The organism is Gordonia sp. 852002-51296_SCH5728562-b, assembly GCF_001665475.1.
Classification (GTDB): domain Bacteria; phylum Actinomycetota; class Actinomycetes; order Mycobacteriales; family Mycobacteriaceae; genus Gordonia; species Gordonia sputi.
In genome coordinates, this window is sequence record NZ_LZMI01000079.1 from 94,883 (window position 1) to 120,936 (window position 26,054).

20 protein-coding genes and 2 pseudogenes are annotated in these 26,054 nt (G+C 65.5%); 12 read left to right on the forward strand and 10 right to left on the reverse strand.

Annotated elements, in window-relative coordinates:
• The first annotated feature begins 25 nt into the window (after positions 1-25).
• The 6 genes from A5766_RS14590 to A5766_RS14615 all read left to right on the forward strand — a co-directional run bounded on the left by A5766_RS14590 (position 26) and on the right by A5766_RS14615 (position 6,676).
• On the forward strand, positions 26-1,075 hold the full coding sequence (locus tag A5766_RS14590; protein WP_005208970.1) for a 2-aminoethylphosphonate ABC transporter substrate-binding protein: 1,050 nt from the start codon (positions 26-28) through the stop codon (positions 1,073-1,075).
• Position 1,076: 1 nt separating this feature from the next.
• Positions 1,077-2,255, forward strand: a complete 1,179-nt coding sequence (locus A5766_RS14595) for an ABC transporter ATP-binding protein (RefSeq protein ID WP_005208969.1) — start codon at positions 1,077-1,079, stop codon at positions 2,253-2,255.
• The gene (locus A5766_RS14600; protein WP_005208968.1) at positions 2,252-3,133 is read left to right on the forward strand and encodes a 2-aminoethylphosphonate ABC transporter permease subunit; all 882 of its coding nucleotides are present in this window, start codon (positions 2,252-2,254) and stop codon (positions 3,131-3,133) included. Before A5766_RS14595 ends, A5766_RS14600 begins: the two co-directional genes overlap by 4 nt.
• Complete coding sequence (locus A5766_RS14605) at positions 3,133-3,924, forward strand: ABC transporter permease (RefSeq protein ID WP_005208966.1); 792 nt, start codon at positions 3,133-3,135, stop codon at positions 3,922-3,924. Before A5766_RS14600 ends, A5766_RS14605 begins: the two co-directional genes overlap by 1 nt.
• A gap of 140 nt (positions 3,925-4,064) precedes the next feature.
• The gene (pruA, locus tag A5766_RS14610; protein ID WP_064905156.1) at positions 4,065-5,714 is read left to right on the forward strand and encodes an L-glutamate gamma-semialdehyde dehydrogenase; all 1,650 of its coding nucleotides are present in this window, start codon (positions 4,065-4,067) and stop codon (positions 5,712-5,714) included.
• Between the two features lie 11 nt (positions 5,715-5,725).
• A complete protein-coding gene (locus A5766_RS14615) occupies positions 5,726-6,676 on the forward strand; it encodes a proline dehydrogenase family protein (RefSeq protein WP_005208963.1) in 951 nt (316 codons plus the stop codon).
• Positions 6,677-7,024: 348 nt separating this feature from the next.
• Here A5766_RS14615 and A5766_RS14620 read toward each other — a convergent pair whose 3' ends face one another.
• The 4 genes and pseudogenes from A5766_RS14620 to A5766_RS14635 all read right to left on the reverse strand — a co-directional run.
• A complete protein-coding gene (locus A5766_RS14620; RefSeq protein WP_064905158.1) occupies positions 7,025-7,576 on the reverse strand; it encodes a hypothetical protein in 552 nt (183 codons plus the stop codon).
• 31 nt (positions 7,577-7,607) lie between these two features.
• A complete protein-coding gene (locus A5766_RS14625; RefSeq protein ID WP_064905160.1) occupies positions 7,608-9,203 on the reverse strand; it encodes an AAA family ATPase in 1,596 nt (531 codons plus the stop codon).
• Positions 9,204-9,268: 65 nt separating this feature from the next.
• Positions 9,269-9,610: pseudogene (locus A5766_RS14630) on the reverse strand (dioxygenase family protein); the annotation flags it as partial.
• Positions 9,609-10,253, reverse strand: a pseudogene (locus A5766_RS14635) (LysR family transcriptional regulator); the annotation flags it as partial. The pseudogenes A5766_RS14630 and A5766_RS14635, both read right to left, overlap by 2 nt.
• A gap of 251 nt (positions 10,254-10,504) precedes the next feature.
• Between A5766_RS14635 and benA the strand changes: the two are divergent.
• From benA to A5766_RS14655, 4 genes are read left to right on the forward strand one after another with little or no spacing between them, the layout of a single operon-like run.
• Positions 10,505-11,887 (forward strand): benzoate 1,2-dioxygenase large subunit, encoded by a 1,383-nt coding sequence (gene benA, locus A5766_RS14640; protein WP_005209340.1) that lies wholly within the window; start codon positions 10,505-10,507, stop codon positions 11,885-11,887.
• 1 nt (position 11,888) lies between these two features.
• Positions 11,889-12,431: a benzoate 1,2-dioxygenase small subunit gene (gene benB / locus A5766_RS14645; protein ID WP_005209338.1), complete on the forward strand. Its 543-nt coding sequence runs from the start codon at positions 11,889-11,891 to the stop codon at positions 12,429-12,431.
• 10 nt (positions 12,432-12,441) lie between these two features.
• Positions 12,442-15,237 carry a benzoate 1,2-dioxygenase electron transfer component BenC gene (gene benC, locus A5766_RS14650; RefSeq protein ID WP_064905162.1) on the forward strand — a complete coding sequence of 932 codons (2,796 nt, stop codon included), beginning with the start codon at positions 12,442-12,444 and terminating at the stop codon, positions 15,235-15,237.
• Positions 15,238-15,287: 50 nt separating this feature from the next.
• Positions 15,288-17,801 (forward strand): LuxR C-terminal-related transcriptional regulator, encoded by a 2,514-nt coding sequence (locus tag A5766_RS14655; protein WP_064905164.1) that lies wholly within the window; start codon positions 15,288-15,290, stop codon positions 17,799-17,801.
• A 263-nt stretch (positions 17,802-18,064) separates the two neighbouring features.
• On the opposite strand, the gene A5766_RS14660 is transcribed toward A5766_RS14655, so the two are convergent.
• From A5766_RS14660 to A5766_RS14675, 4 genes are read right to left on the reverse strand one after another with little or no spacing between them, the layout of a single operon-like run.
• Positions 18,065-18,706: a 3-oxoacid CoA-transferase subunit B gene (locus tag A5766_RS14660; RefSeq protein WP_005209332.1), complete on the reverse strand. Its 642-nt coding sequence runs from the start codon at positions 18,704-18,706 to the stop codon at positions 18,065-18,067.
• Positions 18,703-19,521, reverse strand: a complete 819-nt coding sequence (locus A5766_RS14665) for a CoA transferase subunit A (RefSeq protein ID WP_064862751.1) — start codon at positions 19,519-19,521, stop codon at positions 18,703-18,705. The genes A5766_RS14660 and A5766_RS14665 overlap by 4 nt, the downstream gene beginning before the upstream one ends.
• Positions 19,518-20,294 carry a 3-oxoadipate enol-lactonase gene (pcaD, locus tag A5766_RS14670; protein ID WP_064905165.1) on the reverse strand — a complete coding sequence of 259 codons (777 nt, stop codon included), beginning with the start codon at positions 20,292-20,294 and terminating at the stop codon, positions 19,518-19,520. Before pcaD ends, A5766_RS14665 begins: the two co-directional genes overlap by 4 nt.
• Complete coding sequence (locus A5766_RS14675) at positions 20,291-21,514, reverse strand: acetyl-CoA C-acetyltransferase (protein ID WP_064905167.1); 1,224 nt, start codon at positions 21,512-21,514, stop codon at positions 20,291-20,293. Before A5766_RS14675 ends, pcaD begins: the two co-directional genes overlap by 4 nt.
• A 110-nt stretch (positions 21,515-21,624) precedes the next feature.
• Between A5766_RS14675 and A5766_RS14680 the strand changes: the two genes are divergently transcribed.
• On the forward strand, positions 21,625-22,530 hold the full coding sequence (locus A5766_RS14680; RefSeq protein ID WP_064862748.1) for a LysR substrate-binding domain-containing protein: 906 nt from the start codon (positions 21,625-21,627) through the stop codon (positions 22,528-22,530).
• A 6-nt stretch (positions 22,531-22,536) separates the two neighbouring features.
• Here the strand turns inward: A5766_RS14680 and A5766_RS14685 are convergent, their stop codons facing one another.
• Together A5766_RS14685 and A5766_RS14690 are read right to left on the reverse strand one after the other, a co-directional pair.
• Positions 22,537-24,219, reverse strand: coding sequence for a VWA domain-containing protein (locus A5766_RS14685; RefSeq protein ID WP_082965529.1), 1,683 nt, complete (start codon positions 24,217-24,219; stop codon positions 22,537-22,539).
• 732 nt (positions 24,220-24,951) lie between these two features.
• The gene (locus tag A5766_RS14690; protein WP_005209321.1) at positions 24,952-25,389 is read right to left on the reverse strand and encodes a type II toxin-antitoxin system Rv0910 family toxin; all 438 of its coding nucleotides are present in this window, start codon (positions 25,387-25,389) and stop codon (positions 24,952-24,954) included.
• On the opposite strand from A5766_RS14690, the gene A5766_RS14695 reads away from it, so the two are divergent.
• Positions 25,367-26,008: a DNA-3-methyladenine glycosylase gene (locus A5766_RS14695; RefSeq protein ID WP_005209319.1), complete on the forward strand. Its 642-nt coding sequence runs from the start codon at positions 25,367-25,369 to the stop codon at positions 26,006-26,008. The two genes, A5766_RS14690 and A5766_RS14695, sit on opposite strands and share 23 nt — an antisense overlap.
• Positions 26,009-26,054: the final 46 nt, after the last annotated feature.

The window sequence follows — 26,054 nt, forward strand, 5'->3', positions numbered from 1 at the left end:
GTCATCACCCACAGGGGGTTCTCTCATGCGCATTTCACGTCTTACCCGCACCTCGATGCGAGCCGTCGCTCTTGCCGCGACCGTCGCAGCGGTCACGCTGACCGCGGCCTGCGGCGGCACGGGGTCGTCCGACTCCAGCGGCGGCAAGACATTGACCGTCTACACCGCAGACGGTCTCGGCACCTGGTACAAGAGCGAGTTCGCGAAATTCAAAGATCAGACCGGCATTTCGGTCAACATCGTCGAGGCCGGCTCGGGCGAGGTCGTCTCCCGCGTGCAAAAGGAACAGTCCAACCCGCAGGCCGACCTCCTCGTCACACTCCCCCCGTTCATCCAAAAGGCCGACGCCGACGGACTTCTCGTCGCGCCGGGCGTCGACACCACCGGCGTCGATCCGTCTGCCGTCGGCGGCAACTACGTCGGCATCGTCGACAACTACCTGTCGTTCATCCGCAATCCGTCCGCACAGCCTGCGCCCGCGTCGTGGAACGATCTTCTCGACTCTCGTTTCAAGGGCAAGATCCAGTATTCGACGCCCGGCCAGGCAGGCGACGGCACCGCGGTACTCCTGCTTCTGCAGCATCTGATGGGCAAACAGGGTGCGCTCGACTACCTCGGCAAGCTGCAGGCCAACAACGTCGGACCGTCGAGCTCGACCGGAAAGCTGCAACCGAAGGTGAGTAACGGCGAACTGCTCGTCGCCAACGGTGACGTACAGATGAACCTCGCATCGATCCGCGACGACGGCTCGAAGTTCGATCTGTTCTTCCCCGCCATGCCCGACGGGTCGCGAACCACGGTGTCGCTGCCGTACTTCGCGGGAATCACCAAGGGCGCACCGCACGCCGACGACGCCAAGAAGCTCCTGACGTTCCTGCTCTCGAAGGACGTACAGAACACGGTCGGACCCGATGCGCTCGGCGTCTCCGTTCGCACCGACGTGGCCGCACCCACCACGTCGCCGAGCCCCGCACAGACGATCCAAGGCGTGACGATCTGGCATCCGGACTGGAAGTCGGTCCTCTCCTCGCTCGACGCCGACGTCGCCGCATATCAGAAGGCAACCGGCAACTGACATGGCACAGAATCCGTTGACTCTCAGGAAGGTCGACGCCGAGCTCTCGGCGTCGACCCCCTCCGGGGCCTCCCCACAGCAACCGGCGATCGCCTTCGATCGCGTGACCGTCTCCTACGGACGCGGTAAGAACTCCACAGATGCGTTGCGCGACTTCACCTTGCGCGTCAGCCGTGGTGAGACCGTCGCGCTGCTTGGTCCGAGTGGTTCCGGAAAGTCGACGGCACTCAAGTCGCTCGCAGGCTTCGTGCGACCGACAGCCGGTCGGGTTCGACTGTCCGGCAACGACATCACCGACCTTCCGCCCGCACGTCGCGGCATCGGCGTCGTCGTGCAGTCGTACGCGCTCTTCCCGCACATGCGGGTGCGTGACAACGTCGCCTTCGGGTTGCGAGCGCGGCGCCTCTCCAAGCGCGAGGTCGGCGAGCGGGTCGAGGAGGCAATCGGCATGGTCAGCATGTCCGAGTACGGTTCACGCCTGCCCCGCGAACTCTCCGGCGGACAGCAGCAGCGTGTGGCCATCGCACGAGCACTGGCCATCAAGCCCGACGTCCTACTACTCGACGAGCCGCTCGCAGCGCTCGACGCCGCCCTACGCCAGACGATGGTCGGGGAGTTGCAACGGCTGCGAGATGCTCTGCCCGACACCACGATGCTGTATGTGACGCACGATCAGACCGAAGCTCTCGCACTCGCAGATCGGATCGGTGTCATGCGCGATGCTCGCCTTGTCGACATCGGCACCACCGAAGAACTGTGGTCTCGACCCCCGTCGGGCTTCACGGCGTCGTTCCTCGGTGGCGCCAATCTTCTTCCCTGCAAGGTCGGACGTGTTTCCGGCGCAACGGCTTTGGTCGAGGTGGGCGAGAAGATGCTGTCGGCGACCGCCCCTGAACCGCTGTCTCGGTGGACGCCCGGGTTGCCTGCGCACCTGTGCATCCGGCCACACGAAATCGAGGTGACCGCGGTCGGCGCACACCGATCGCTGCGTGCCCGCGTCACGACGTCGGTCTGGCGTGGGGCGTCGACACGGTTGACGCTCGCCGTCGACGGTCTGCCCGATCAACTGATCGACGCCGACGTCGCAGGCCGCGCCGACCACCCAGTCGACGAGGTCGTCGGTGTGCGATTGCCCGACCCTGCAGGCACATTGGTCGATACCGCCGGAGGTCCGCGATGACATCGGCGACGCTCGCGGAACCGACGACATCCGCACCGCCGCCGTCGAATCAGGCGCCGCGTCGTCTCGGAGCACTCGTCTGGGCGTTGCCGCCTCTCGTGGTGATCGCCGTCATCGCGGTGTATCCGCTGATACGAATGCTGGCCGAATCCGCTGACGGTCAAGGTCAAAGCACCTGGGGCGCAGTGTTGAGCAGCGAGGCGTTCGTGCGAGCGTTGACCACGACCGCGTGGATCGCGATCGCGTCGACGGTCGGATGCGTTGTGCTCGGCACGTTCTTGTCCGTGGTCCTGGCGTTCGTGCCCTTCCCCGGTTCGCGCCTGGTGGCACGCATGATCGATACGGTGCTCGCACTGCCGTCGTTTCTCATCACCCTGGCGTTCACATTTCTCTATGGCTCTGCGGGAGCGGTGAACTCGGCGATCGCTGCGGTAACCGGAGAACGTCCACTGCACTTTCTCACGACGCCGTGGGGTGTGATCCTCGCCGAGATCACCTTCTTCACACCGTTCGTCGTACGTCCGCTGTTGGCCGGGTTCGCGATGATGTCGACCGATCAGCTCAATGTGGCTGCGTCGCTGGGTGCTTCACCGTTACGGGTGCTCCGCTCGGTGATCCTTCCCGAAGCATGGCCGGCGTTGGCCGCGGGCGGAAGCCTGGTTCTGCTGTTGACACTCAACGAGTTCGGCATCGTCGCCTTCACGGGCGCCAAAGACGTGACGACGCTGCCCGTCCTGATCTACACCCGTGGCATCGTCACGTTCGACCTGCCGGGGGCGGCGGTGATCGCGACCGTTCAGGTCGCACTGTCACTTGCCCTGTACGGCGCATACCGATTGCTGTTCGCACGTATCACGACCCGTCGAGAGAAGATCTGATGTTGCTCTGGACTCGCACCAGCCGGGTGATCACCTGGACGATCTTCGCGATCGTCGTACTCGTGGTCTTCGTCGCACCGATTGCCACCGTCGTCATCGCCGGATTCGCAGGCTCGTGGACGGGCCCACTGCCGTCGAACCTGGGTCTCAACCATTTCGGAGACGCGCTCTCGGGTGAGAACCTCGCTTCGCTGTCGGTCAGCATCCAGACCGCGTTCATCGCAGGCGCTATCGCGCTGGTCCTCGGTACCTGGGCGGCACTCTCGTCCCGGGAGGCACCAGCGCCGATTCGACGCTTCACCGACGCGGTCTTCCACCTGCCGATCGCGGTGCCTTCCGTCGCCATCGGGTTGGGTTTGCTGATCAGCTTCAATTCGAAGCCGTTGCTCTTGGGCGGCACGCGCTGGATCGTGATCGTCGCGCACACCGTGCTCGTCCTTGCCTTCGCGTTCAGTTCGGTCACCGCTGCGTTGGAACGACTCGATCCCGCGTACAAGCAGGCGGCGGAATCGTTGGGCGCCAGCCCGTTCCGCGTGCTGACCCGCGTCACGCTACCTCTGTTGACGCCCGCGCTCGGGGCCGCCGCAGGTCTCGCAGTGGCACTCTCGATGGGCGAGCTCGGCGCGACGGTCATGGTGTACTCAGCGACCTGGAAGACGTTGCCGGTGACCATCTTCGGACTCTCCGATCGTGGTCAGGTCTTCGATGCCGCAGCCTGCACGACGGTGCTGCTGGCGACGACGCTGGTCGCGCTCACGGTTCTCGGGAGAATCCGCACGCGAGCGGTTTAGGCGGCTGGCACGACGGACGTCCGGTTGCAGTGCAATCGGACGCTGTTGTGCGCTCCCGTTGTGCAATCCACCGAACAGTTCGCATTGACATTGGCCGATTGGACATAGCTGAATCAACTCCGTCTCGGTGAACTGAGACCATGGATGCGATCACCACTCCCCCACGCCCGATCAACGAGCCGGTGCACACCTACGCGCCCGGCACCCCGGAACGTCGACGGATCGTCGACGAGCTCTCGCGACAGTCGTCGGCCGAACCGGCCGAGCTGCCGCACATCATCGGTGGCGCGGCGCACATCGGGGACGGTGAGCGACTCGACGTCGTGCAGCCACACTCTCATCACGAGGTGCTCGGCACCATGACCAACGCCACCCACGACGATGCCCGCGCCGCTGTCGACGCGGCGATGGCAGCGCAGGAGTCGTGGGCGCACACCACTTTCGACGACCGCGCCGCCGTCCTTCTGCGCGCGGCAGACCTTCTCAGCGGACCGTGGCGTGAGAAGTTGGCTGCCGCAACGATGCTCGGGCAGTCGAAGACTGTGCAGCAGGCCGAGATCGACGCACCGTGCGAGCTCGTCGATTTCTGGCGGTTCAACGTCGAGTTCGCTCGGGAGATCCTCGCCGAGCAACCGATCTCGTCGTCGGGGGTGTGGAATCGGCTCGATCATCGTCCGCTCGACGGATTCGTATACGCCATCACACCGTTCAACTTCACCGCCATCGCAGGCAACCTACCGACCGCACCCATGCTGATGGGCAACACCGTGGTGTGGAAGCCTTCTCCGACACAGGCTTACGCCGCACACGTCACCATGAAGCTCCTCGAAGAGGCGGGACTCCCCGCGGGCGTCATCAACCTGGTGAACGGCGACGGACGGGCGATGTCCGACGTCACGCTCGCCGACGAGAATCTCGCGGGCATCCACTTCACCGGCTCGACCGCGACCTTCCAGCATCTGTGGCGCGAAGTCGGCAACCGCATCGATCACTATCGCAACTATCCGCGCATCGTCGGCGAGACGGGCGGCAAGGATTTCATCGTCGCACATTCGTCAGCGGACCCGGATGTGTTGCGCACCGCGCTCATTCGCGGCGCCTTCGAGTATCAGGGGCAGAAGTGCTCGGCCGCATCGCGCGCGTATGTTGCGCGGTCGGTGTGGGATCGCATGGGCGACGACTTCCTCAGCGAGGCAGCCGAATTGACCTACGGCGATGTGCGAGACCTGTCCAACTTCGGCGGCGCCGTGATCGACCGACGCGCCTTCGACAAGCAGGTCGCCGCGATCGACCGCGCGAAGACCGTCGCGTCGATGACCGTCGCGGTCGGCGGGCAGTGCGACGACTCCGAGGGCTACTTCGTCCGGCCGACAGTGCTGCTCGGCGACGACCCGACCGACGAAGCCTTCTCCACCGAGTATTTCGGACCCATCCTGTCGCTTCACGTCTACGACGACGCCGACTTCGAATCGACGCTGCGCATGGTCGATTCCACTGCGCGGTACGCGCTGACCGGCTCGATCATCGCCACCGACCTCGCCGCCGTGTCGACGGCGTCGAATCTGCTGCGCAACGCGGCGGGCAACTTCTACATCAACGACAAGCCGACCGGAGCCGTCGTCGGCCAGCAGCCCTTCGGTGGGGCACGTGCGTCGGGCACCAACGACAAGGCCGGCTCGAAAGCGAACCTCATGCGCTGGACGTCGACCCGGACGATCAAGGAAACCTTTGTGCCGCCGACAGATTCCGCGTATCCCCACATGGCATCCGACGCCACCGAGACGGACTGAGGTGACATGACATGAGCGCACTCTTCGATTCCGTCCTGCGCCCGGTGATCACGCGCGCGGCGGGTAGCCAACGCATCAAGCAGACGTCGCAACGACTTCCGGTCACCGAGCGCGTCGTCGACCGCTTTGTCGCGGGCGAGTCAGAAGGCGACGCACTCGCGGCCATCGCCGACGCACTTGGTAGCGGACTCTCTGTGACCATCGACCACCTCGGCGAAGACACGACCGACGAGACTCAAGCGTCGGCCACGGTTGCGGCGTATCTGAGCCTGCTGCAGGGGATGTCGCGGTTCGATGTGCGGCCCGGGGCTCTGGAGGTCTCGTTGAAGCTCACCGCTCTGGGCCAGTGTCTGCCGCGGCACGGTCGAAAGATTGCCGAGGAGAACGCACACACCATCTGTGGTGCCGCCGCCGCGGCCGGAGTCCTGGTCACCGTCGACGCCGAGGACCACGGCACCGTCGACGAACGACTCGACATCGTCAGGACTCTGCGGGGCGAATACCCCGAATTGGGAACGGTTTTGCAGGCATACCTGCGTCGCACCGAGGACGACTGTCGAGAGTTCGCGGCATCGGGTGCGCGAATCAGGCTGTGCAAGGGCGCCTACTCCGAGCCCGCGTCGGTCGCCTATCCCGAGCGCTCACTGATCGACGAGGCGTATCTGAGATGTCTACGAATCCTGATGAAGGGCAACGGATATCCGATGGTCGCAAGCCACGACCCGACGATGATCGAGGCGGCCGAGCTGATGGCGATCGAGTTCGGCCGGGAGCCACACAGCTGGGAACACCAGATGCTCTACGGCATCCGCGCCGACGAGCAACAGCGCCTGGCCGCCGCCGGCCACGCCGTCCGCGTCTACATCCCCTACGGCCAGGAGTGGTACGGCTACTTCGTCCGACGCCTCGCCGAGAAGCCCGCGAACCTGGGATTCTTCCTGCGCGCGCTGGTGTCGGGCTGAGCGGGGTGGTCTCGACTCGGGTGCTCGCTACGCTCGCGCCCGCTCGACCAGCGGGGGGCCACCCGCGGAGCGAGCCGTTTACCGCTGATCGAGCTGCTACCCGCTGATCGAGCTTGTCGAGATCACCCGCCGGCCAAAGTGGTCTCGACTCGGGTGCTCGCTACGCTCGCGCCCGCTCGACCAGCGGGTGGGCCGCCCGCCGACCGAGCCGTCAACCGCGGAGCGAGCCGTCAACGCTGATCGAGCCTGTCGAGATCACCGCCCGGCAAAAGTGGTCTCGACTCGGGTGCTCGCAGCGCTCGCGCCCGCTCGACCAGCAGAAGGCTCGCCGCTCGACCAGCGGTGGGCTCACCCCAGCGGCTGCGCGCGCTTGACCTGCGCGGCGGCGCGGGTGGCGTCGAGTTCGATGTCGGTGACGATCGAGGCCCGGCCGACGCGCAGCGTCCCCGAGGTCAGCGGCTGGGCCCGCAGGCCGCCGCGACCGATCAGCGCCTTGCGGGCACCCTCGCCGGCCATCGTGTCCATCCACGCGCACGGGTGGGCCGGACGTCCGCCGCGAAATCGCACGGGGCCGTCGCCGGTGTCGACGCTGAACTCCCGCCCGCGCAGCGGGTCGAGTTCGAGGCCCCGCACCACCACGTTGCGTCGCGCGACAACCGGGTCGACGTCGCCAGCCGCCGCCTCCCACGCCTCGAGCGCCAAGAACGACACGGCAGCTTCGGTGTGAGCGCGCACGCCGAAGAACCTGTCGCCACGAATCCCCTTGTCGGCGATGATCTCAACGCTCGACGGAGTCTCGGTCGGCACGTCTGCGGCCGGACCGTCCTTCGGTCGTCCGAAGTAGGCGTGCGCAGGTGAGACGACGAACGTCACGATCTCGACGTCGTACCTGAGCTCCATGCTCCCAGGCTACGCAGCCGGCACTGACCGGTCATCTCTGCGAACGCGGCACGTATGTCAGCCCTCGGAACACCGCGCTGCTCGCGAACACCGATGCGTCGAGTTCGACGTCACGATGCCGCGCCATACGCAGCGCGAGCCGCAGGAGCATCTTGATGTCGCGCGGCGTGATGTCGGGGAACCCGCCCACGAGGTCGTCGAGAAGGTCCTCTCCCAGGATGACGTCGTTACCCGCGGCCAGGATCTGCCAGACCTGTCGGGCGTCCTTGGGTCCGGGCGGCGCGTAGGAGATGATCGCCGCACAGCGGGCGAGGATCGCCTCGTCGACACCGTCGATGCGGTTGGTGGTGAGGAACAGCAAGCCGTCGAAATACTCCAGGGTGCGCAGGAATTCGGCGACGATGGCATTCTGCGCGAGGTCGAGTCCGCGTTCCATGACGAACACGTCGGCCTCGTCGAGCAGGAGAACCGCGTCCCACCGCTTGGCTCGATCGAAGATCACTTCGAGGTTCTTGCGCACCAATTCGGCTGTGATGCCCAGTGATCCGGAGTGGATCGAGTACAGCGGACGTCCGGTGACCTCCGCATAGACCTCGGCGGTGAGTGTCTTGCCGACGCCTGGCCGCCCTTTGGCGAGGATGACGTTACCCGCCGACTTCCCGCCGATGATGTCGCCGGTGAACACCGAAATATCTGTTGTGAGAATGTTCAGCAGCTCGCGTTGGTCGTCGGGCAGAACGAGTTTGTCCTGCAGGTGCGTCTCGTAGACGTACTCGGCGAGGTCGGCCGTGTTGACGTCGAGGAAGTCCTGCGCGCCGAGATCGAACACTCGCACGGCCGTGGTGACCGGCACGGGACCGAAATCGTCTCCGCCGTAACGGTTGTTGTCGTAGAGCACCGAAGCGGCGACCATCCGTAGCGGTGCGATCTCGTCGGGTGCGACGTCGTGCACCACCTTGCGATTGTTCCGCGAGTTGGGTGAGCGATAGTCGTCGGTACGGATCACTTTGCCGCTGAACGTGTACTGCTGTCCGAAACCGGTGTCGATGATGTGCTGGTAGCGGTCACGACGCGCCTGGTACTCGGCCGTGAGGTCGGCGCTCTCCTTGTAGGCACCGCCTGCCAACAGCACATCCGCGGGTGTCTTGCCGACGACATCGGTGTCTTCGAAGTACAGGACCCGCGGCTTGCGTGAGGGCCGCTTCACGGTGGCATTGTCTGCTTCCATCGTGAATTTGATTCGCGGACCATGCGTTCGGTCACCGTGCTCGAGCGTGATGTCCATGACGAGATACGGATGGAGGTAACCGTCGGACTCGCGGACGTAGAGCCAGCCGTCGATCATCTCGTGCCGCAGGAAGGTCCGGAAGATCTCGACAGCGGCGTCGAGGTGTGGGATCGGCGCGAAGTGGCCTGCCCGCGATGACACGATCGCACCGACAGCACGCGAGAAGGATTCCTCGCCAAGGGAATCCGCTGTCGTGATCAGGTCGCTCAGCGCCGCGTCGGTGAGATCCCGGTCGGCGATGGCGATCTCGGGAGAACGCCACGACGACGCCTGACCGCGGACCCGCGCCAGGTCGTCCGACGTTGTGCCGGCGACAAGTGTTGTCGGTGCTACCAACATGATCGACCTTCCCTGGTCGTCGATCGGGCGTCCGACACTGCGGACGCCCGATCTGAAAGCTGAACTCAGGCCTCGGGATCGAGGACGAAGTCGTACGTCACGGCGACGCCTCCCTCGACCGGCTGCGGGTCGAGCATCAGTTCAGGCTTGACGGCCGAGGCGATGTCGTCGTCGTTGTGCGGATCACCCGGGAAGTAGAGCTGCGTGGTGATCAACTCGTAGCCCGGCGCGCTCACCTTGAAGTGCAGGTGCGCGGGTCGCCAGGCATGCCATCCCGCGGCCTCGATGAGTTGGCCGCACGCACCGTCCGTGGGGATCTGGTACGGCGCCGGCTGCAGGCTGTGAATCTCGAAGTGCCCCTCGTCATCGGCGATCCAGGTGCCGCGGAGATTCCACTCCGGCAGGCCAACCCGCACTCCTGCAAGACCGCAACACGGCGTCGTTGACGGCGGAGTCACGACTGCCGTACATCACGAATGGTTCGGTGCGCAGATCCTGCAGCGCCACAACAGGTTCGGATGCCAACCGGTGATCACTGGACACGGCGAGGACCAACGGCTCGACGTCGATGGTGCGTACCTCGATGCCGTCACCGGCCACCGGTGGACGCAGCAGTCCGAGGTCTATCTCGCCCGCGACGAGAGCGTCGCGTTGTGTCGGAGTCAGCATGTCAGCGGAGATCGCGAGCTCGACGTCGGGGAGCTGTTGCTTGACGGCGCGGGCGATCCTCGGCAGATGCGAGAAGGCCCCGATGCCGGTCAGCCCGAGTCGCACCACTCCGCTGCGCCCCGCGGCGATACGTCGCACCTCGTCGACGCATCCGTCGACGTCGCCGAGGATGCGCCTGGCCTCTGCCTGCAGGTATAGCCCTGCCGGAGTGAGTGAGACCTGGCGAGTCGTTCTGGTCATCAACGTGACGTCGAGTTCGGCTTCGAGTTGCCTGATCGCGTACGACAGTGCCGGCTGCGCGACGTGCAACGTGGCGGCGGCCTGCCCGAAGTGACACATGTCGGCGACGGCCACGAAGTACCGCAGGTGCCTCAGCTCCATGTCGCCTCTCCTCTCGTGCCGACTACTCGGAGGAAGCGACAGCTGAGTCACTCCCTGAGCATCATGTGACTGCCGCCACTTTCGAGTTCCGCGGTAGAAGCCCGATCCATACAAGACAAGGACTCATATTCGTGTGATTGATCGACGGCATTGATCAATTCGACGCTGAGTCAGGACTGGCAAAAGCCCTAGTGTGACTGTCCACACGTAATGCCACAGTCGGGAGACAGCCCACACCAGGAGGTACCCAGATGACACTCGCCGGCAACGCCGCACCAGCGACGACAGCCACGACCGATCATGTGCGAAGCATTCTCGCCGATGCCGTCATCGACGACCGCGATGCCGGCGTATACCGGGCCAACCGCAGGATCTTCACCGACGAGGAGATCTTCGAGCTGGAGATGCGCCACATCTTCGAGGGCAACTGGATCTATCTGGCCCACGAGAGTCAGGTGGCGAATCCGGGCGACTACTTCACGACCTACATCGGCAGGCAACCCGTCGTCATCACCCGCAGCAAAGACAGCGAACTCCCCTGCCTGATCAATGCATGCGCGCATCGCGGTGCCATGATCTGTCGCCGTAAGACCGACAATCGAATGACGTTGACCTGCCCCTTCCACGGCTGGACGTTCCGCAACGACGGCACACTGCTCAAGGTGAAGGATCCCGACGGCGCAGGCTATCCGGACACCTTCGACGTCGAGGGCTCACACAATCTCACGAAGGTTGCCCGGTTCGAGAGCTACCGCGGATTCCTGTTCGCGAGCCTCAATGATGACGTCCTCCCGTTGTCCGAACATCTCGGCGACACGAGGACGGTCATCGACATGCTCGTCGACCAGTCGCCGCAGGGACTCGAAGTGCTGCGGGGATCGTCGACCTACACCTACGACGGAAACTGGAAGGTGCAGGCCGAGAACGGCGCAGACGGTTACCACGTGACCGCGACGCACTGGAACTACGCAGCGACGACGTCGCGTCGCAACACCGGCGAATCGGCGAACGACACCAAGGCGCTCGACGCGGGCGGCTGGGGGAAGTCGGGCGGTGGCTACTGGTCATTCCCGCACGGACACCTGTGCCTGTGGACCTGGGCGGCCAACCCGCAGGACCGTCCGCTGTGGGACAAGATGGACGAACTCAAGCGCGAATTCGGCGACGCGAAGGGCGAATTCATGGTCAAGGGATCGCGCAATCTGTGCCTGTACCCGAACGTCTATCTCATGGACCAGTTCTCGACCCAGATCCGACACTTCCGCCCTATCGCCCCGGACAAGACCGAAGTCACCATCTACTGCATCGCACCCAAGGGTGAGAGTGACACCGCACGCGCGCATCGCATCCGGCAGTACGAAGACTTCTTCAATGCATCGGGCATGGCCACTCCCGACGACCTCGAAGAGTTCCGCTCGTGCCAGTTGACCTTCCGCGCCACCGCCGCGCCGTGGAATGACATGAGTCGTGGTGCGCAGCACTGGCTCTCCGGACCCGACCCCGTCGCCGAGAGTCTCGGCATGACCGAGATCGTCTCTGCCGGAATGAAAAACGAGGACGAGGGCCTCTACCCGGTCCAGCACGGCTACTGGCTCGACACCATGCGTGCCGCCATCAACCCGGAAGGGAAGTGAGATGACCACCTCGCAGTCGCCGATCGTCGACCCAGCTGTCACGACCACCGAAACCCTCATCACGCAGAACATGATCGAGCAGTTCCTCTATCGCGAGGCACGCTACCTCGACGATCGCGAGTTCGAGAAGTGGCTCGGCTGTTATGCCGACGACGTGGAGTACTGGATGCCCGCCTGGACAGACGACGACCACCTCGTCGAGAATCCGCAGCGCGACATCTCACTCATCTACTACCCCAACAAGGGCGGACTCGAAGACCGGGTGTTCCGTATTCGAACCGAACGATCCTCGGCCACGTCGATTCCCGAACCCAGAACGTCGCACAACATCAGCAACGTCGAGGTCATCGAGAGGCGTGGCGACCTGGTCGATGTCCGATTCAATTGGCACACAATGTATTTCCGTTACAACACCGTCGACCCGTACTACGGCACCTCGTTCTACACGATCGACTTCTCCGCCGAGTCGCCGCTCATCCGCCGAAAGACGGTTGTGCTCAAGAACGACTACATCCACCACGTGGTGGACATCTACCACTTCTGAGGCGACGCGCATGACACTCACTACCGATACGGAAACCGCAAGAACTACCGATATGCAAGCCAGTGGATCAGCCGCGACAGGTCCAACACACCAGGTGGCGTTGACATTCGAGGACGGGGTCACGCGGTTCATCACCTGCCGGGAAGACCAGACAGTTGCCGACGCGTCGTATCGACAACGCATCAACATCCCGCTCGATTGTCGAGACGGCGCGTGCGGAACGTGCAAGGCATTCTGCGAGTCGGGTGACTACGACGGCGGCACCTACATCGACGACGCACTGTCGGAATCGGAGTGCGCAGACGGTTTCGCATTGCCGTGCTGCATGAAACCGCAGTCAGACCTGGTACTCCAGATCGCCGCCACCTCCGATATCGCCAAGACCGCCGCGGGCGAATTCGCCGGGAGCATCGTCGATCTCGAGCGCCTCTCGACGTCGACGATGCGTATGACCGTCGAGATCCCCAACCGCGCGGATCTTGTGTTTCTCCCCGGCCAGTACGTGAATATCGCGGTACCGGGAGAGCAGGCTCCGGACGGCACGGACACGGTGGTGCGTCGTTCCTATTCGTTCGCCAACGGCCCGCACGAGGAACGGCTGGTCTTCCTGATCAAGCTCACCCCCGGCGGAGCCATGTCGGATTACCTCACCGAGCGTGCCGCACGCGGCGACGAGATCAGCTTCACCGGCCCGCACGGGTCGTTCTTCTTGCGCGAGTCGGCATGGCCCGTGTTGCTTCTCGCGGGCGGAACAGGTGTGGCGCCGATTCTGTCCATGCTTCGAAAGATGCTCGACGACAACAGCCCCCGCAAGGTGCACCTCATCTATGGTGTGTCGACCGACGCCGACCTCGTCGCGCTCGACGACATCGAGTACTTCGCGCACGAGCTGTCGGGCTTCACCTGGGATCACTGCGTGTCCGACCCGAATACTGCTGCGACGCACAAGGGTTACGTGATGAGCCTCATTCGCCCGGAGCATCTGTACGACGGTGACGTGGCCATCTATCTCTGCGGTCCGCCCCCGATGGTCGAATCGGTACGCAGCCACGTCGCCGATGCCGGCATTGAGCCAGTCGGCTTCTACTACGAGAAGTTCGCGCTCGCCGTGCCTGCCAAGACCATCCCCGACACTCCGGACTCTTCCTCCAGCGCAGAGCTTTCCACGCCGGACGAGTCGTCGAGCCGAGAGCACGAGGTGCTCGAGGCCGCAGACGCTCGCAGCATCGCGAGTCAGGAAGTTCTCGCGCGCAGCGATCTGGGAGCACTGTCGACGCGGCCGGCCGCGATCGACGACGCCGGTGCGATCGGGCGCATCGCCGGACAGCAGGTGTGGTCCGATGCCCAGACGTCCGCTGCGCCCGGCGCCCTCGACGCGGACACCGGTACGCTACTCGTCTGCGACGACACCCGTTCGATCGCAGGACAATCCGTCTTCGCACGCCTGTCCGAAGCTGACGCGAACGCGAAAGAGACGCCGTCGCCCATGCCCGTCGTCGACATCCCGACAACACCGCCGACCGTGACCGAGCAGGGCTACGAAATCGGGGAGGAACATCCGGGTATCCACGAGTCGGACGCGCTGTTCGAGGCCCGCGCCGCACTGGAATTGGGAGCTCTCGAGCTCACGTTCGGTCGCATGACGAATGGACAGTTGGCCGGATACCGACTGCTTGCCGAAGCCACAGTGCCCTTCGTCGACGGCGAAAAGTTCGTCGACGCAGCCGAATACACCGAGACCAACGCCGCGTTCCACGACTACCTGTTCGGCCTCACGGGAAACGATCACCTGCTCGCCGCCTACTCGGCCCTCGGTGTGAAAGGTCGAATGGGTGAGGTCTTACGCAACGCCACGTGGTGCCACCCGCTGTGCGCACAGGACCATCTCGACATCGTCGAGGCGTTCACTTCCGGTGACCGCAACCGTGCACGCAGTCTGATCTCCGCGCACGCCGATCGATCAAAGCAGACGATGCGTCGCGCCATGGCTGACGAACTGACGCGCCGTCGACCCCGTTTCGTCAGTCCCGGCCGATTCGCAGGCAAGGTCGTCGTCGTGACCGGCGCCGCTCAGGGCATCGGCGAGCACACCGCACGACGCATCGGGGCCGAGGGAGGCGCGCTGGTGTGCGCCGACCGTGCCGAGGTCGTCCACGACGTCGCGTCGTCCCTGGAAGACGACGGGGTGCGCGCGGTTGGTGCCGTCGCCGACATGGAGACCTACGACGGCGCACGTGCCGCGATCAGCTGCGCGATCGGCACTTTCGGACGCGTCGACGTGTTGATCAACAACGTCGGCGGTGCCATCAATTTCAAACCGTTCACGGAGTTCGACGACGCCGAAATCCGCGCCGAGATCGACCGCTCACTGATGACGACGCTGTTCGCCTGCCGGGCCGCGCTGCCGCCGATGGTCGAGGCCGGACAGGGAGTCATCGTGAACGTGTCGTCCGCTGCCACCCGAGGGATACACCGCATCCCCTACTCCGCTGCCAAGGGCGGCGTCAATGCGATCACGGCATCACTGGCGATGGAGTACGCCGAGTACGGAATCCGTGTCGCCGCAACAGCTCCCGGCGGAACACAGGCGCCACCACGACGGATATCGCGCGGTACACCGCAACCCCGCAACGACGTCGAGCAGCGGTGGTTCGACGCCCATATCGAACAGACCGAGGAGTCGTCGCTGATGAAGCGGTACGGCACGCTCGACGAACAGGTCGCCGCGAGCTGCTTCCTCGCGTCCGACGAGGCGTCGTACATCACCGGTTCCGTACTCCCCGTTGCGGGCGGTGACCAGGGGTAGACATCGACGTTCCGCCATGGCGGCCGCAGCGTCGCGAATAGGATGAACCGGTGATCATCGAGGCCAGGTGTGTCGGCCGTGATCGGGAGATCGCCGCCATCCTCGACCGTGCCGCGGCGTCGGCCGACTCGGTTGACGGTCGACGCCGCGTGGTCGTGCTCGGTGCCGCGGGAACGGGAAACAGCACGGTCCTGCGCGAAACGCTCAGGCGCGCTGCGGAGCAAGGGCTGTCTCTACGGATCGTCGACGACGCTGACCTGCTCAGCGGCGACGAGTTGGCGACTGCGATGAGCGGCGACACCGACGGGTTTGTCGCGCTCGCTGCGACCACCCGCACACCCGCAATCGACGCGCTCCTCGCCGATACGTTGCAGCTCAACGGAATCGATCGTGCAGCTGTCGACATTCTCGCGTCGGCGCGTGGGCTTGCCATCCATCCGAGCGTGGTCGACAGTCTCCTCGCACATACAGCGGGAAATCCACGAGCGATGCTTGCACTGTTCGACGAGTTACCCAGTGCCGCATGGACTCAGGCCGATGTCGCCCTCCCCGCACCTCGGAAAGTCCGAGACGATGTCGCGCGGGTTCTCGCAGAACAGCACGACGACACAAGGCGTCTCGTCGAGGCCGTCTGCATCCTCGACGATTCGGAACCGATGGGTACCGCATTGGAGTTGGCCGACTGCGCCGATCCGCTCTCGGCGATCGACAACGCACTCAACAGTGGACTCCTCGTCGCACCGTTCGCACTCACGCCCTCCACCACACGCCCTCGACCCGCAGATCCCATGACCCGTGCCGCGGTGGTCGAGCTGATGGGGCTGCGCGGCGTCGCCGACATGCACCGTCGCGCTGCGGAATTGACGTCCGATCCCGCACAGCAGCTTGGTCATCGAATCGCCGCGACGCCCGCCGCAGACCCTGCACTGGCAGATGACGTCGCCTCGATGGCCGAATCCCTCGGTACCGACGGCGCATGGGCGCAGGCGGCCGAACTCTTCCGCCACGCAGGACGATTGACTTCCGACCCGATCCTGCGTGACGAACGGATCACGCTGTCGGTCGACGCACTGCTCGCCGCAGGCGACTGCATCGCAGCGGGTTCCCTCGTCCCGTCGGTGGAGATTCTTCGCGAGACGCCGCTTCGTGACGCCACTCTCGCGTATCTGGCCATCCTGCGTGGCCGCTCCACCGAAGCACAGGTCCGGCTCGAGCGTGCATGGAGCATCGTCAACCTCGAGCGCGAGCCAGAGGTCGCGGCGGTGATAGCACAACGGTGGGTCCTCCACGACCTGGTACGTTGCCGCGGAACAGAACTCGTCGAATGGTCGGACAGAGCCATCTCGATGGCAGGCGACACATCACCCGCGGGGATTGAGGCCGCGAGCATCCGCGGGCTGGGGCTTGCCTGGTCGGGACGACCTGACCTGGCGCTCGCCTCCTACGAGTCGCTCTCCGCGCATGTGCGGTTCGGAGCGCAGGCACAGCGGGTCACGATGGGCCATGGTTGGCTCAGGTTGGGGCTCGGCGACGTCGTCACCGCACGGAGCCTCCTGGAAAGCGCAGTGTCGATGGCAGCGCTCGGCGGATCCACCCGGATCTCGCTGTGGTCTCTCGGTTGGCTTGCGCGCGTGCACTTTTCCACCGGGGATTGGGATTCCGCGCTGCGCGTCGTCGAGGAAGGTAGGCGTCTTTCCAGGACGAGCGGCATACATCTGGTCACCGGATTGCTCACGTGGACTGCCGCACAGATTCATTCGCTTCGCGGGGACTGGCAGTCAGCGGACGCCGACCTCAACGAGGCGACTGCGCTCGCGGGCGACTACGAGATCATCCGCGTGCCTCAGATGCTGACCAGGGCGCATCTCGCCGAGGCCAAGGCCGACTACGCCGGCGTGATCCGCGCACTCGAGCCGTTGCGACAGTTGGCAGCTCACACGCCCGCACTCGTCGAACCCGGCTGGTGGCCCTGGGTCGATGTGCTCGCAAATGCGTTGGTGCTCAGCGGTCGTCACGACGCCGCAGACGATCTGCTCACTCCACACGAAACACTCGCGGCCCAACGCGGTCACCATCCGGCACAAGCCCGCTTGGGCTACGCACGGGGCCGCTACCTCGGCGCCATCGGCGACATCCATGGCGCGCGAGCCGCTTTCGAGGAGGCACTTCGGCTCGTCGAAGGTCTCCCCCTGCGTTACGACTCCGCGCGAATCAACTTCGCATACGGCCAGACCCTGCGCCGCTCCGGCAAACGACGGGAGGCCGACACCGTGATGGGGACCGCTCGCGAGATCTTCGCGTCGCTCGGTGCCGTCACATACGTCGAGCGGTGCGACCGCGAGTTGAAGGCCGGCGGGCTCCACACCTCCCGCACCGACAACAGCGACGTCGTACTCACTCCGCAGGAGGAGTCGGTCGCTGCACTGGTCGCGCGCGGGTTGTCGAATCGGGAAGTCGCTGCCGAGCTCTACATCTCACCGAAGACCGTGCAGTATCACCTCACCCGCACCTACGCGAAGCTCGGCATCCGATCCCGCGCCGAGCTTGCCGCGCTGAGGCGGTAGGCGCGGCGCCGGGCGCGGCGTGCAGAAAGTAGGGGAAAGAACCCTTCCCCCAGATCCCGACGCCTCCCCGCGAAACAACACGCGGAAACGCCCGAAACCCGCGGAAGAGTTTGGGGTCGCGCCCGCACCCCGCGCGCAGAAAGTAGGGGAAGGAAACTTTCCCCTAGCTCCATAGCCTTCCCCGCGAAACAACACGCGGAAACACCCAAAACCCGCGGAAGAGCACGCAGCCCCAGACCCCGGACCTCGACCTCCCGAAGAATCTACGCCGACGTCGACGCCCGCAGCGGCGCGCCGGTCTTCGCTTCGACGTCGGAGAATTCGACGCCGGGCGCGAGCTCGACGACGTCGAATCCCTCTGCCGCAACGTCGAATACGCCCAGATCGGTGATGACCCGGCTCACCACGGAGCGGCCGGTCAGCGGAAGTGAGCATGCGGCGACGAGCTTCGGGTCGCCCTTCTTGGTGACGTGTTCCATGAGCACAATGACCTGGCCGGCGCCGTTGACGAGGTCCATCGCGCCGCCGATGCCCTTGACCATCGCGCCGGGGACCATCCAGTTGGCCAGGTCGCCGTTCATCGCGACCTGCATGCCGCCGAGTACTGCGACATCGACATGACCGCCGCGGATCATTGCGAAGCTGGTGGCCGAATCGAAGAACGACGCGCCCGGCAGCGTCGATACGGTTTGTTTGCCCGCGTTGATGAGATCCGGATCGACGTCCTCGTCGTAGGGAAACGGGCCGACGCCGAGGATGCCGTTCTCTGCGTGCAGCGTGATCCCCGAGTCGTCGGGCATCTGGTCGGGAATCAGCGTCGGAAGTCCGATGCCGAGGTTGACGTAGTCGCCGGGTCTCAGCTCTTGTGCTGCGCGCGCGGCCATTTCGTTACGAGTCCAGGTCATGATGCCACCTCTGCTGCGCCGACTGCCACGGGATGCGGCCGGGTTGTCCGATGTTCGATTCCCTTGTCCTCCGCCTGCTGCGGCGTCAGTTCGACGACCCGCTGCACAAAGATTCCGGGCAGGTGTACCTCGTCGGGGTCGAGTTCACCGACTTCGACGACGCGCTCTGCCTCGACGATCGTGATGCGTCCGGCCATCGCGGCAGGTGGATTGAAATTCCGTGCGGCAGCGTGGAAACAGCAGTTGCCCGCAGTGTCGACGACGGCCGCGCGGATCAGTGCGTAGTCGGTGACGATCGATTCCTCGAGCACCATCTGCCGCCCGTGGAATGTCCGCACCTCCTTCGGAGCCGACGCGAGTGCGACCGAGCCGTCGGAGTTGTATCGCCACGGCAGACCGCCCTCCTCGACGGGAGTGCCCACCCCGGTCGGCGTGTAGAAGGCGCCGATTCCGCTGCCGCCGGCCCGCATTCGCTCGGCGAGCGTGCCCTGCGGTGTGAGTTCGACGGTCACCTCGCCCGCGAGGAACTGGCGGCCGAACTCCTTGTTCTCGCCGATGTACGACGCGATCACCTTGTCGATGCGCCGCGCCTCGAGCAGCAGGCCCAATCCCGCACCGTCGACGCCGCAGTTGTTGGACACGATGGTCAGTCCACTCGCTCCCTGCGTCAGCAGGGCGTCGATGAGGAACTTGGGAATGCCGGAGAGTCCGAAACCTCCGACTGCGAGGCTTGCGCCGTCGGGGATGTCGGCGACGGCGCTGACCGCCGACTCGGCCACTTTGCTGTGCCGTGCAGACGAATTGACGTTGGTCATGAGTGCTCCAGATGCTCGAGGAGGAGAGGTGTGATCTCTTGTGGCTGTTGCGCATTGGCGAGGTGGGCCGCGTGTCCGACGACTTCCAGCCGACCGTCGGGCACCGCGTCGACGATCTCGACGAGACGATCGGGCGGCGTCGCGGGATCATCGGTGCCTGCGATCGCGAGCGTCGACGCCTTGATGGCCCCGAGTTCGGCGCGCACATCCGCGGTGGCGAGCGCCTCGCAGCAGGCTGCGTATCCCTCCGCCGGGGTGCCGGCGATCATCGCGCGATACCACGCGACCGTGTCCGTATTACGTTCGTCGGCAAGGTATTCCGCGGTGAACCAACGTGTGAGAATCGCATCGGCGATCGCCCTCGTACCGTCGGCGCGCACTGTGGCCGCACGATCGAGCCATGGCTGCGGAGGCGCGAAACATGCTGCGGTGCACAGGAGCGCAAGAGCGTCGACCCGCTCGGGGTTGCGAATCGCCACCCGCATCGCGGTCAGTCCGCCGAGGGAGAGTCCGACGACGTGGGCCGATGCGATGTCGAATCGATCGAGCACACCGACGAGGTCGTCGGCGAGGTCGTCGATCGTGTAGGGACCCACGGGCACCGGCGAATCACCATGTCCGCGAGTGTCATAGCGCACCACTCGGAACCGTTGCTCGAGCGCCGGGAGTTGCGCGTCCCACATTCGATGAGTGGAGCCAAGGGAATTCGACAGCACCACGAACGGCGCATCGGGGCGGCCTGTGACGTGCGCACTGACCTCGACCGCGCTCATCGGGTTGCCTCGAAGATCGCAGCGATCCCCTGTCCGCCACCGATGCACATGGTCTCGAGAACGTACCGAGCGTCACGACGGCGCGCCTCGTACGCGGCGGTCGCAAGGATTCGACCTCCCGTTGCACCGATGGGATGTCCGAGCGAGATGCCGGATCCGTTGGGGTTCAGGCGATCATCCTCGGCGTCGACCTTCCACTCAGCGAGCACCGCGAGTACCTGGGCGGCGAATGCCTCATTCAGTTCGATGAGGTCGATGTCGTCGAGGGTGAGGTCGGCGCGGTCGAGCGCTGCTGCGGTGGCGCCGACGGGTCCGAGACCCATTGTCTCCGGGGCACATCCGCTGACCGCCCAGGATCGCAGGCTGAGCATCGGATCGAGGCCTCGACGTTCCGCTTCTGACCGTGTCGTGACAATGCACATCGCTGCGCCGTCGTTCTGACCCGAGGCGTTTCCTGCGGTGACCGTGGACTCAGCGTCGATGCGCTGGCGCACCGGGCGAAGTCCTGCAAGCGATTCCACGCTTGCGTCCGCGCGGGGATGTTCATCGCGATCGACGATCGTATCCGGTTTGCCGCGTCGACCTGGCACGGTGACGGCGACGAGTTCGTCGTCGAATCGTCCCTCCCGTTGGGCGGCGACGGCCCGATGATGCGATCGGACGGCCAACTCATCCTGCTCGTCGCGTCCGATCCGGTACTCACGACGCAGGTTCTCCGCGGTCTCGATCATTCCGCCAGGTACCGGATGCGACTCGCCCCCAGCCGTCAGACGCCCGCGTTCGAGCCGGTCCATCAGTTCGACGCCGCCTGCGCGGACGCCGGTGCGTAGTCCGAGCGCGTAGTGCTCGACGTTCGACATCGATTCCGCACCACCGGCGATCACCAGGTTCGCCCCTCCGGTCGCGACCTGCGCCGCACCGTTGAGTATCGCCTGCAATCCCGAGCCGCAGCGTCGGTCGACCTGCATGCCCGGCACCCCGACTCCCAACCCTGCGTCGAGTGCGGCGATCCTGCCCAGTGCCGGGGCCTCGCCGTTGGAGTAGCCCTGCCCGAGGATCACATCGTCGATGTCGCCCTCGCCCAGACCGGTCCGCGTCGTGAGTTCGCGCAGTAGCTCTGTCGCGAGGTCGGCGACCGACAGCGGCGCGAAGACACCTCCCATGCGTCCGACCGGGGTGCGCAGCGGGGAGCAGATCACGACATCTGTGGGGGCGTTCATGGATTCAACCCTAGGAACTGGCAGCGATATTGAGAAGTATCCATTTGGGATCTATTAAGATTTCAGGAATATTAATAACGTCAGAGATATCCATACTGAGGGGAGCCCCGATGGAGCTGCGCCACCTTCGCTACTTCCGCGCGGTCGCGGAGGAGCTGCACTTCGGGCGCGCCGCCGAGCGACTGCACATCGCGCAGCCGCCGCTGTCTCAACAGATCCGTCAGCTCGAGAACGAGCTGGGCTTCCCGCTCCTCATCCGCACCACCCGCACCGTGGAACTCACGCCTGCCGGGCAGGCATATCTCGAACGGACTGTCGCCATCCTCGACGCCGTCGACCATGCGGGAACGCACGCCCGACGAATCGCCGAGGGCACACAGGGTCGCCTTGCCATCGGGTGCGTCGGATCGGCGACCTATTCGCTGCTCCCCCGCTTCGTCCGGGCGCTTCGCGAAGAGCTCCCCGACGTCGACGTCAGTGTGCGCGGCGAGATGCTCGCGCCCGCACAGATCGCGGCGCTGCTGGCGGGCGACATCGACCTCGCCCTGCTGCGTCCACCGATCACCGCACCCGAGGTCACTGTCACCCCGGTACGGCGCGACCGGTTGCTGGTGGCGCTTCCCGACAGTCACACACAGGCACACCAGCAGCACGTGGCGCTCGCCGATCTACACGACGACGATTTCATCTCCCATGCGGGACAGGGACGTTCGGTGATGCACACCCAACTGGCCGCACTGTGTGCCGCCGCTGGGTTCGTCCCGCAGATCCGACACGAGGTACAGGAGACCTCGACGCTCGTCACGCTTGTGGCAGCGGGCCTCGGCGTCGCCGTCGTGCCCGAGCCGACCGCCGCTCTGGGAATCGCAGGCGTCCGCTACCTACCGATGACGCCCGACGCCGACCCCGTCGATCTTGCGGCGGCCCGACTCGTCACCGCCGACGCCCCGATCGTCGAACGAGCGCTGGACGTCCTCCACGACGTCGCCCACGATCAGTCGGTGTTGCCGAACTGACGGACGTCAGCGGCCGGCCGCCTGCACCCGGGCGCGGATCGCGTCGACGAACACCGTCTGGATGTCGCCGGCGGTTTTGGCCACGTACGACGAGCCGCCGGTCGCCTCGGCAATCTGCTTCAGGGCGTCGGTGTCGGCGTCCTCGGAGATTCCGATGGTGAGCACAAGCACTGGCCGCGCGGGATCCTCGAGCTGCTTGAGCCGCGACAGCAACTGCTGGAGGCTGATGCTGTTCGGGTCCTCGTTCTGCCCATCGGTGAGGATGATGACGCTGTTGGAGTAGTTCGGGTCATAGCTGTCCTGAACCTTCTTGAACGCCGCCAGCGTCGTGTCGTAAAGCCCGGTACCACCACCGAGCTCCGACGGCGCCAGCCCTGCCTTCACCGCTGCACTCAGTTCGTCGCGGTGCGTGCCACCGCCCGATGCCTGAGCGTCGAGCCGACGAATCGGCGAGAGTTCTTTCCAGTCCTGTCCCGGTCCGCCCTTGTCGACGCCGAACGCCCACCCGCCGATCTCGGTGTTGTTGGGGAACAGTTTCAGTCCTGTCAGTGACGCGTCGATCGTCAGCTGCGCACGCGTCTCGCCGCCGTCCTTCTCGGCCATGGACCCCGACGTGTCCTCGACGACGAGTGTGCGGATCGGGACGCCGAGCACCTGCCACTGGCGCAGAGCCTTGTCGACCTGTGACGGGTCCTTGAGTTGCAGCACCGTCAAACCCTTGTTGTCACCGGGCTTTCGGAATCCGGCGTCGGTGACCGACGAAGCGCCGTCGCCGGCGGTGAGCGCATCGGCGAGTTCTTTGGCCGCCGCTGTCGCAGTCTCCGCCCGCGACTCCGGTGCGGTGTTGATGAGCGGATAGTCGAGCATTACGGTGCCGTCCTCGGGGATCGACGACTTGAGCTTCGAACCGGGATGCGTTCGCGTGAACAGGGTGAGTTGCTGCTCAGTGGTGACCACCGGCGTCGTCGACGTGTTGGCCAGATTGAGCCGGGTGCCCTCGTTGTCGTTGACCAGGCGGGCGTTGTTCTGTTGGACCGCAAGCACAGTCATCGCTTCGATGAGGTCGTCGTTGGTGAGCTTGCCCGCGTCGACCTCGGCGAGTGCTCCGACGATCGGCGCGTCGCCGGTGCTGGTGTCGATCGGGTTGCCCGCTCGCAGGCCGTCGAGCTTCATCACGTCGACCCAATTCGACAGCTTTCCGACCTGCGTACCCGCCACCACGACGGGTGTGGCGGCGATCGACGGTGAGACGGTGTCGAGTTGGCGACGCACCTGCGTCGTCACCCGCCTCGCCTGCTGCGTCGAGTCGGGTACCCACAGGTCTGGCGCCTTGTCACCGCTGGTCAGGAGGCCGGGGACGTCGGCGCCCGCCACCGCGGTGACGGTGTAGTCGTAGCAGGAATCCGACGACATCTTCGACGTGGCGTCGGCGACCGCATCTCGGATTGCCGGGTCGGCCGCGATGCTGACCGATGTGCGGTCGCCACAGCCTCCGACGATTCCGGACTTCCAGATCGCTATGCCACCGACGATCGCGACGACGAGAAGCAGCGCGGCCGCACTCCACAGCCATAGCCCTCGACGACCGCTGCGCGCCTCACGATGCTCGAATCCGAACCCGTCGCCCGAGCCACCCTTGCGCGTTGATCGGCTGCCACGCGGCGTGGCTTGACCGCTCGACGCCGCCAGGCCGGCCGCCGCCGCTTGGCGACCCGAGTCAGGCTGCGCCGCTTGGCGACCCGAAGCGGGCTGCGCCGCTTGGCGACCCGAGTCAGGCTGCGCCGCTTGGCGACCCGAGTCGGGCTGCGCCGCTTGGCGACCCGAGTCGGGCTGCGCCGCTTGGCGACCCGAGGCGGGCTGGGTTGTCGGGGACGCGGCCTGTCGGCGCTGAGGCGCGGGCGGGGGCGTCTTGCCTTGTGAAGTCTGGCCCTGTGGAGTCTGGCCCTGCAGTCGCGACGTCTGAGGCCGAGGGGCCTGGGATCCAGGAGGCTGGGATGCAGAAGCTTGGGATCCAGGAACTTGGGGACGAGGAGCCTGGCGGCCCGGAACTTGTTGTCGGGGCCCCTGCGGAGGCGGTGTCTGTCGCGGAGCCGGCGATTGGCGCGGAGCCGGCGATTGGCGCGGAGGCGGTGTCTGTCGCGGCGGCGTTGGTCGCGCACCGGCGCGGGTCGGATTGTCCGGGAAACCGCCGGTGCCACGATCGGGTGCGCCTGGTTCGCGACGCCGATCATCCCGGTCGCCGCCGAATCCCTGACCGCCGAACCCCTGACTGTCGGAACCCCGACCGTCGGACTCCTGGCTCTCGAATCCCTGACCGTCGGAATCGGAGTCGGAATAGTGCCGCCCCATCGTCGTGCGTCCCCCTGGTGTCATCGGCGCTGCGCGCGCCGAGAAGTATGTCTGCGGTCGACTTCGAGAGCTCTACGCAAAGACCTCGCGGAAGGTGTCCAGCGACTTGGTCAGGTCGCCCGAGACAGCCATCGCGGCTGCCTTCCCTGCGGGCCCGATCAGCGGTAGACCACCCAGATCAACAGTGAAGACTACTGACGAGCCGGTCTCCGTGGGCGATATGGCGAGATCCAGTTTCGCCTTGATCCCACCCTTGCCGTTGCCCTTGAGACGAACCTGGCTGGTCGGGTCGTACGTCTCGACGACCCAGTCGAACCGGATGCGCGTGCCTTTGACCTTGACGACGGACGCGACCTTCGTACCCTTTGCGAGTTCGCCGGGACCGGGTATCGGTGAACGCCAACCGTCGTGCAGAAGCAGCCACTCCGAGTACCGACTCAGATCCGACGCTGCTGACCAGGTATCTTCCGGGGAAAGATCGACCTCGATGGAGCTGCTCGTCTTAGCCATGGTTCGTCAGCCTAGCGTTACCACCGCCGCACGTTCGATGCTGGGCCGATTTCTGCGCGGGCACGGTGTGACCATTCGGATCACCGAGGTCGAGGCGTACGCCGGCCCGCTCGATCCGGCCTCGCACGCGTACACGCGGACGCCCCGTTCGGAGATCATGTACGGACCGCCGTCGAGGCTGTATGTGTACCGCATCCACGGTCACTTCTGCGCCAACGTCGTCACCGGACCCGACGGCGAGGCGTCGGCGGTGCTGCTGCGTGCGGGCGAGGTGGTCGACGGCCTCGACGTTGCGCTTCGCAGGCGCGGGGAACACATCGCCCCGGCGCGACTGGCTCGCGGACCCGGGAATCTGGCCAAAGCGCTCGGGATCACGATGGACGATCTCGGCGTCGACCTCGACGCACCACGCTCGCGCGGGGTCCGATTCGTCACGCCGGATGAGGTCGACGGCCAGACCGCCAACCCTGTACCGCACAACCCTGTACCGATCAGTTCTGTACCGATCAGCTCTGGGCCGCGCGTTGGGGTTCGACGCAACGCCGACGTCGCGTGGCGCTACTGGATCACCGACGATCCGACGGTGTCGGCGTACCGTCGCCACCCGCGGGCCGACTAGACAACAGTTGCGGTTGCCGCGAGGCGCGGATTCCGCAGCCCACAGC

Excerpts from the sequence above, each read along its gene's own strand:
- A5766_RS14590 (WP_005208970.1), top strand. The coding sequence starts at position 26 with ATGCGCATTTCACGTCTTACCCGCACCTCGATGCGAGCCGTCGCTCTT.
- A5766_RS14595 (WP_005208969.1), top strand. The coding sequence starts at position 1,077 with ATGGCACAGAATCCGTTGACTCTCAGGAAGGTCGACGCCGAGCTCTCG.
- A5766_RS14600 (WP_005208968.1), top strand. The coding sequence starts at position 2,252 with ATGACATCGGCGACGCTCGCGGAACCGACGACATCCGCACCGCCGCCG.
- A5766_RS14605 (WP_005208966.1), top strand. The coding sequence starts at position 3,133 with ATGTTGCTCTGGACTCGCACCAGCCGGGTGATCACCTGGACGATCTTC.
- pruA (WP_064905156.1), top strand. The coding sequence starts at position 4,065 with ATGGATGCGATCACCACTCCCCCACGCCCGATCAACGAGCCGGTGCAC.
- A5766_RS14615 (WP_005208963.1), top strand. The coding sequence starts at position 5,726 with ATGAGCGCACTCTTCGATTCCGTCCTGCGCCCGGTGATCACGCGCGCG.
- A5766_RS14620 (WP_064905158.1), bottom strand. The coding sequence starts at position 7,576 with ATGGAGCTCAGGTACGACGTCGAGATCGTGACGTTCGTCGTCTCACCT.
- A5766_RS14625 (WP_064905160.1), bottom strand. The coding sequence starts at position 9,203 with ATGTTGGTAGCACCGACAACACTTGTCGCCGGCACAACGTCGGACGAC.
- benA (WP_005209340.1), top strand. The coding sequence starts at position 10,505 with ATGACACTCGCCGGCAACGCCGCACCAGCGACGACAGCCACGACCGAT.
- benB (WP_005209338.1), top strand. The coding sequence starts at position 11,889 with ATGACCACCTCGCAGTCGCCGATCGTCGACCCAGCTGTCACGACCACC.
- benC (WP_064905162.1), top strand. The coding sequence starts at position 12,442 with ATGACACTCACTACCGATACGGAAACCGCAAGAACTACCGATATGCAA.
- A5766_RS14660 (WP_005209332.1), bottom strand. The coding sequence starts at position 18,706 with ATGACCTGGACTCGTAACGAAATGGCCGCGCGCGCAGCACAAGAGCTG.
- A5766_RS14665 (WP_064862751.1), bottom strand. The coding sequence starts at position 19,521 with ATGACCAACGTCAATTCGTCTGCACGGCACAGCAAAGTGGCCGAGTCG.
- pcaD (WP_064905165.1), bottom strand. The coding sequence starts at position 20,294 with ATGAGCGCGGTCGAGGTCAGTGCGCACGTCACAGGCCGCCCCGATGCG.
- A5766_RS14675 (WP_064905167.1), bottom strand. The coding sequence starts at position 21,514 with ATGAACGCCCCCACAGATGTCGTGATCTGCTCCCCGCTGCGCACCCCG.
- A5766_RS14680 (WP_064862748.1), top strand. The coding sequence starts at position 21,625 with ATGGAGCTGCGCCACCTTCGCTACTTCCGCGCGGTCGCGGAGGAGCTG.
- A5766_RS14695 (WP_005209319.1), top strand. The coding sequence starts at position 25,367 with ATGGAGCTGCTCGTCTTAGCCATGGTTCGTCAGCCTAGCGTTACCACC.
- A5766_RS14690 (WP_005209321.1), bottom strand. The coding sequence starts at position 25,389 with ATGGCTAAGACGAGCAGCTCCATCGAGGTCGATCTTTCCCCGGAAGAT.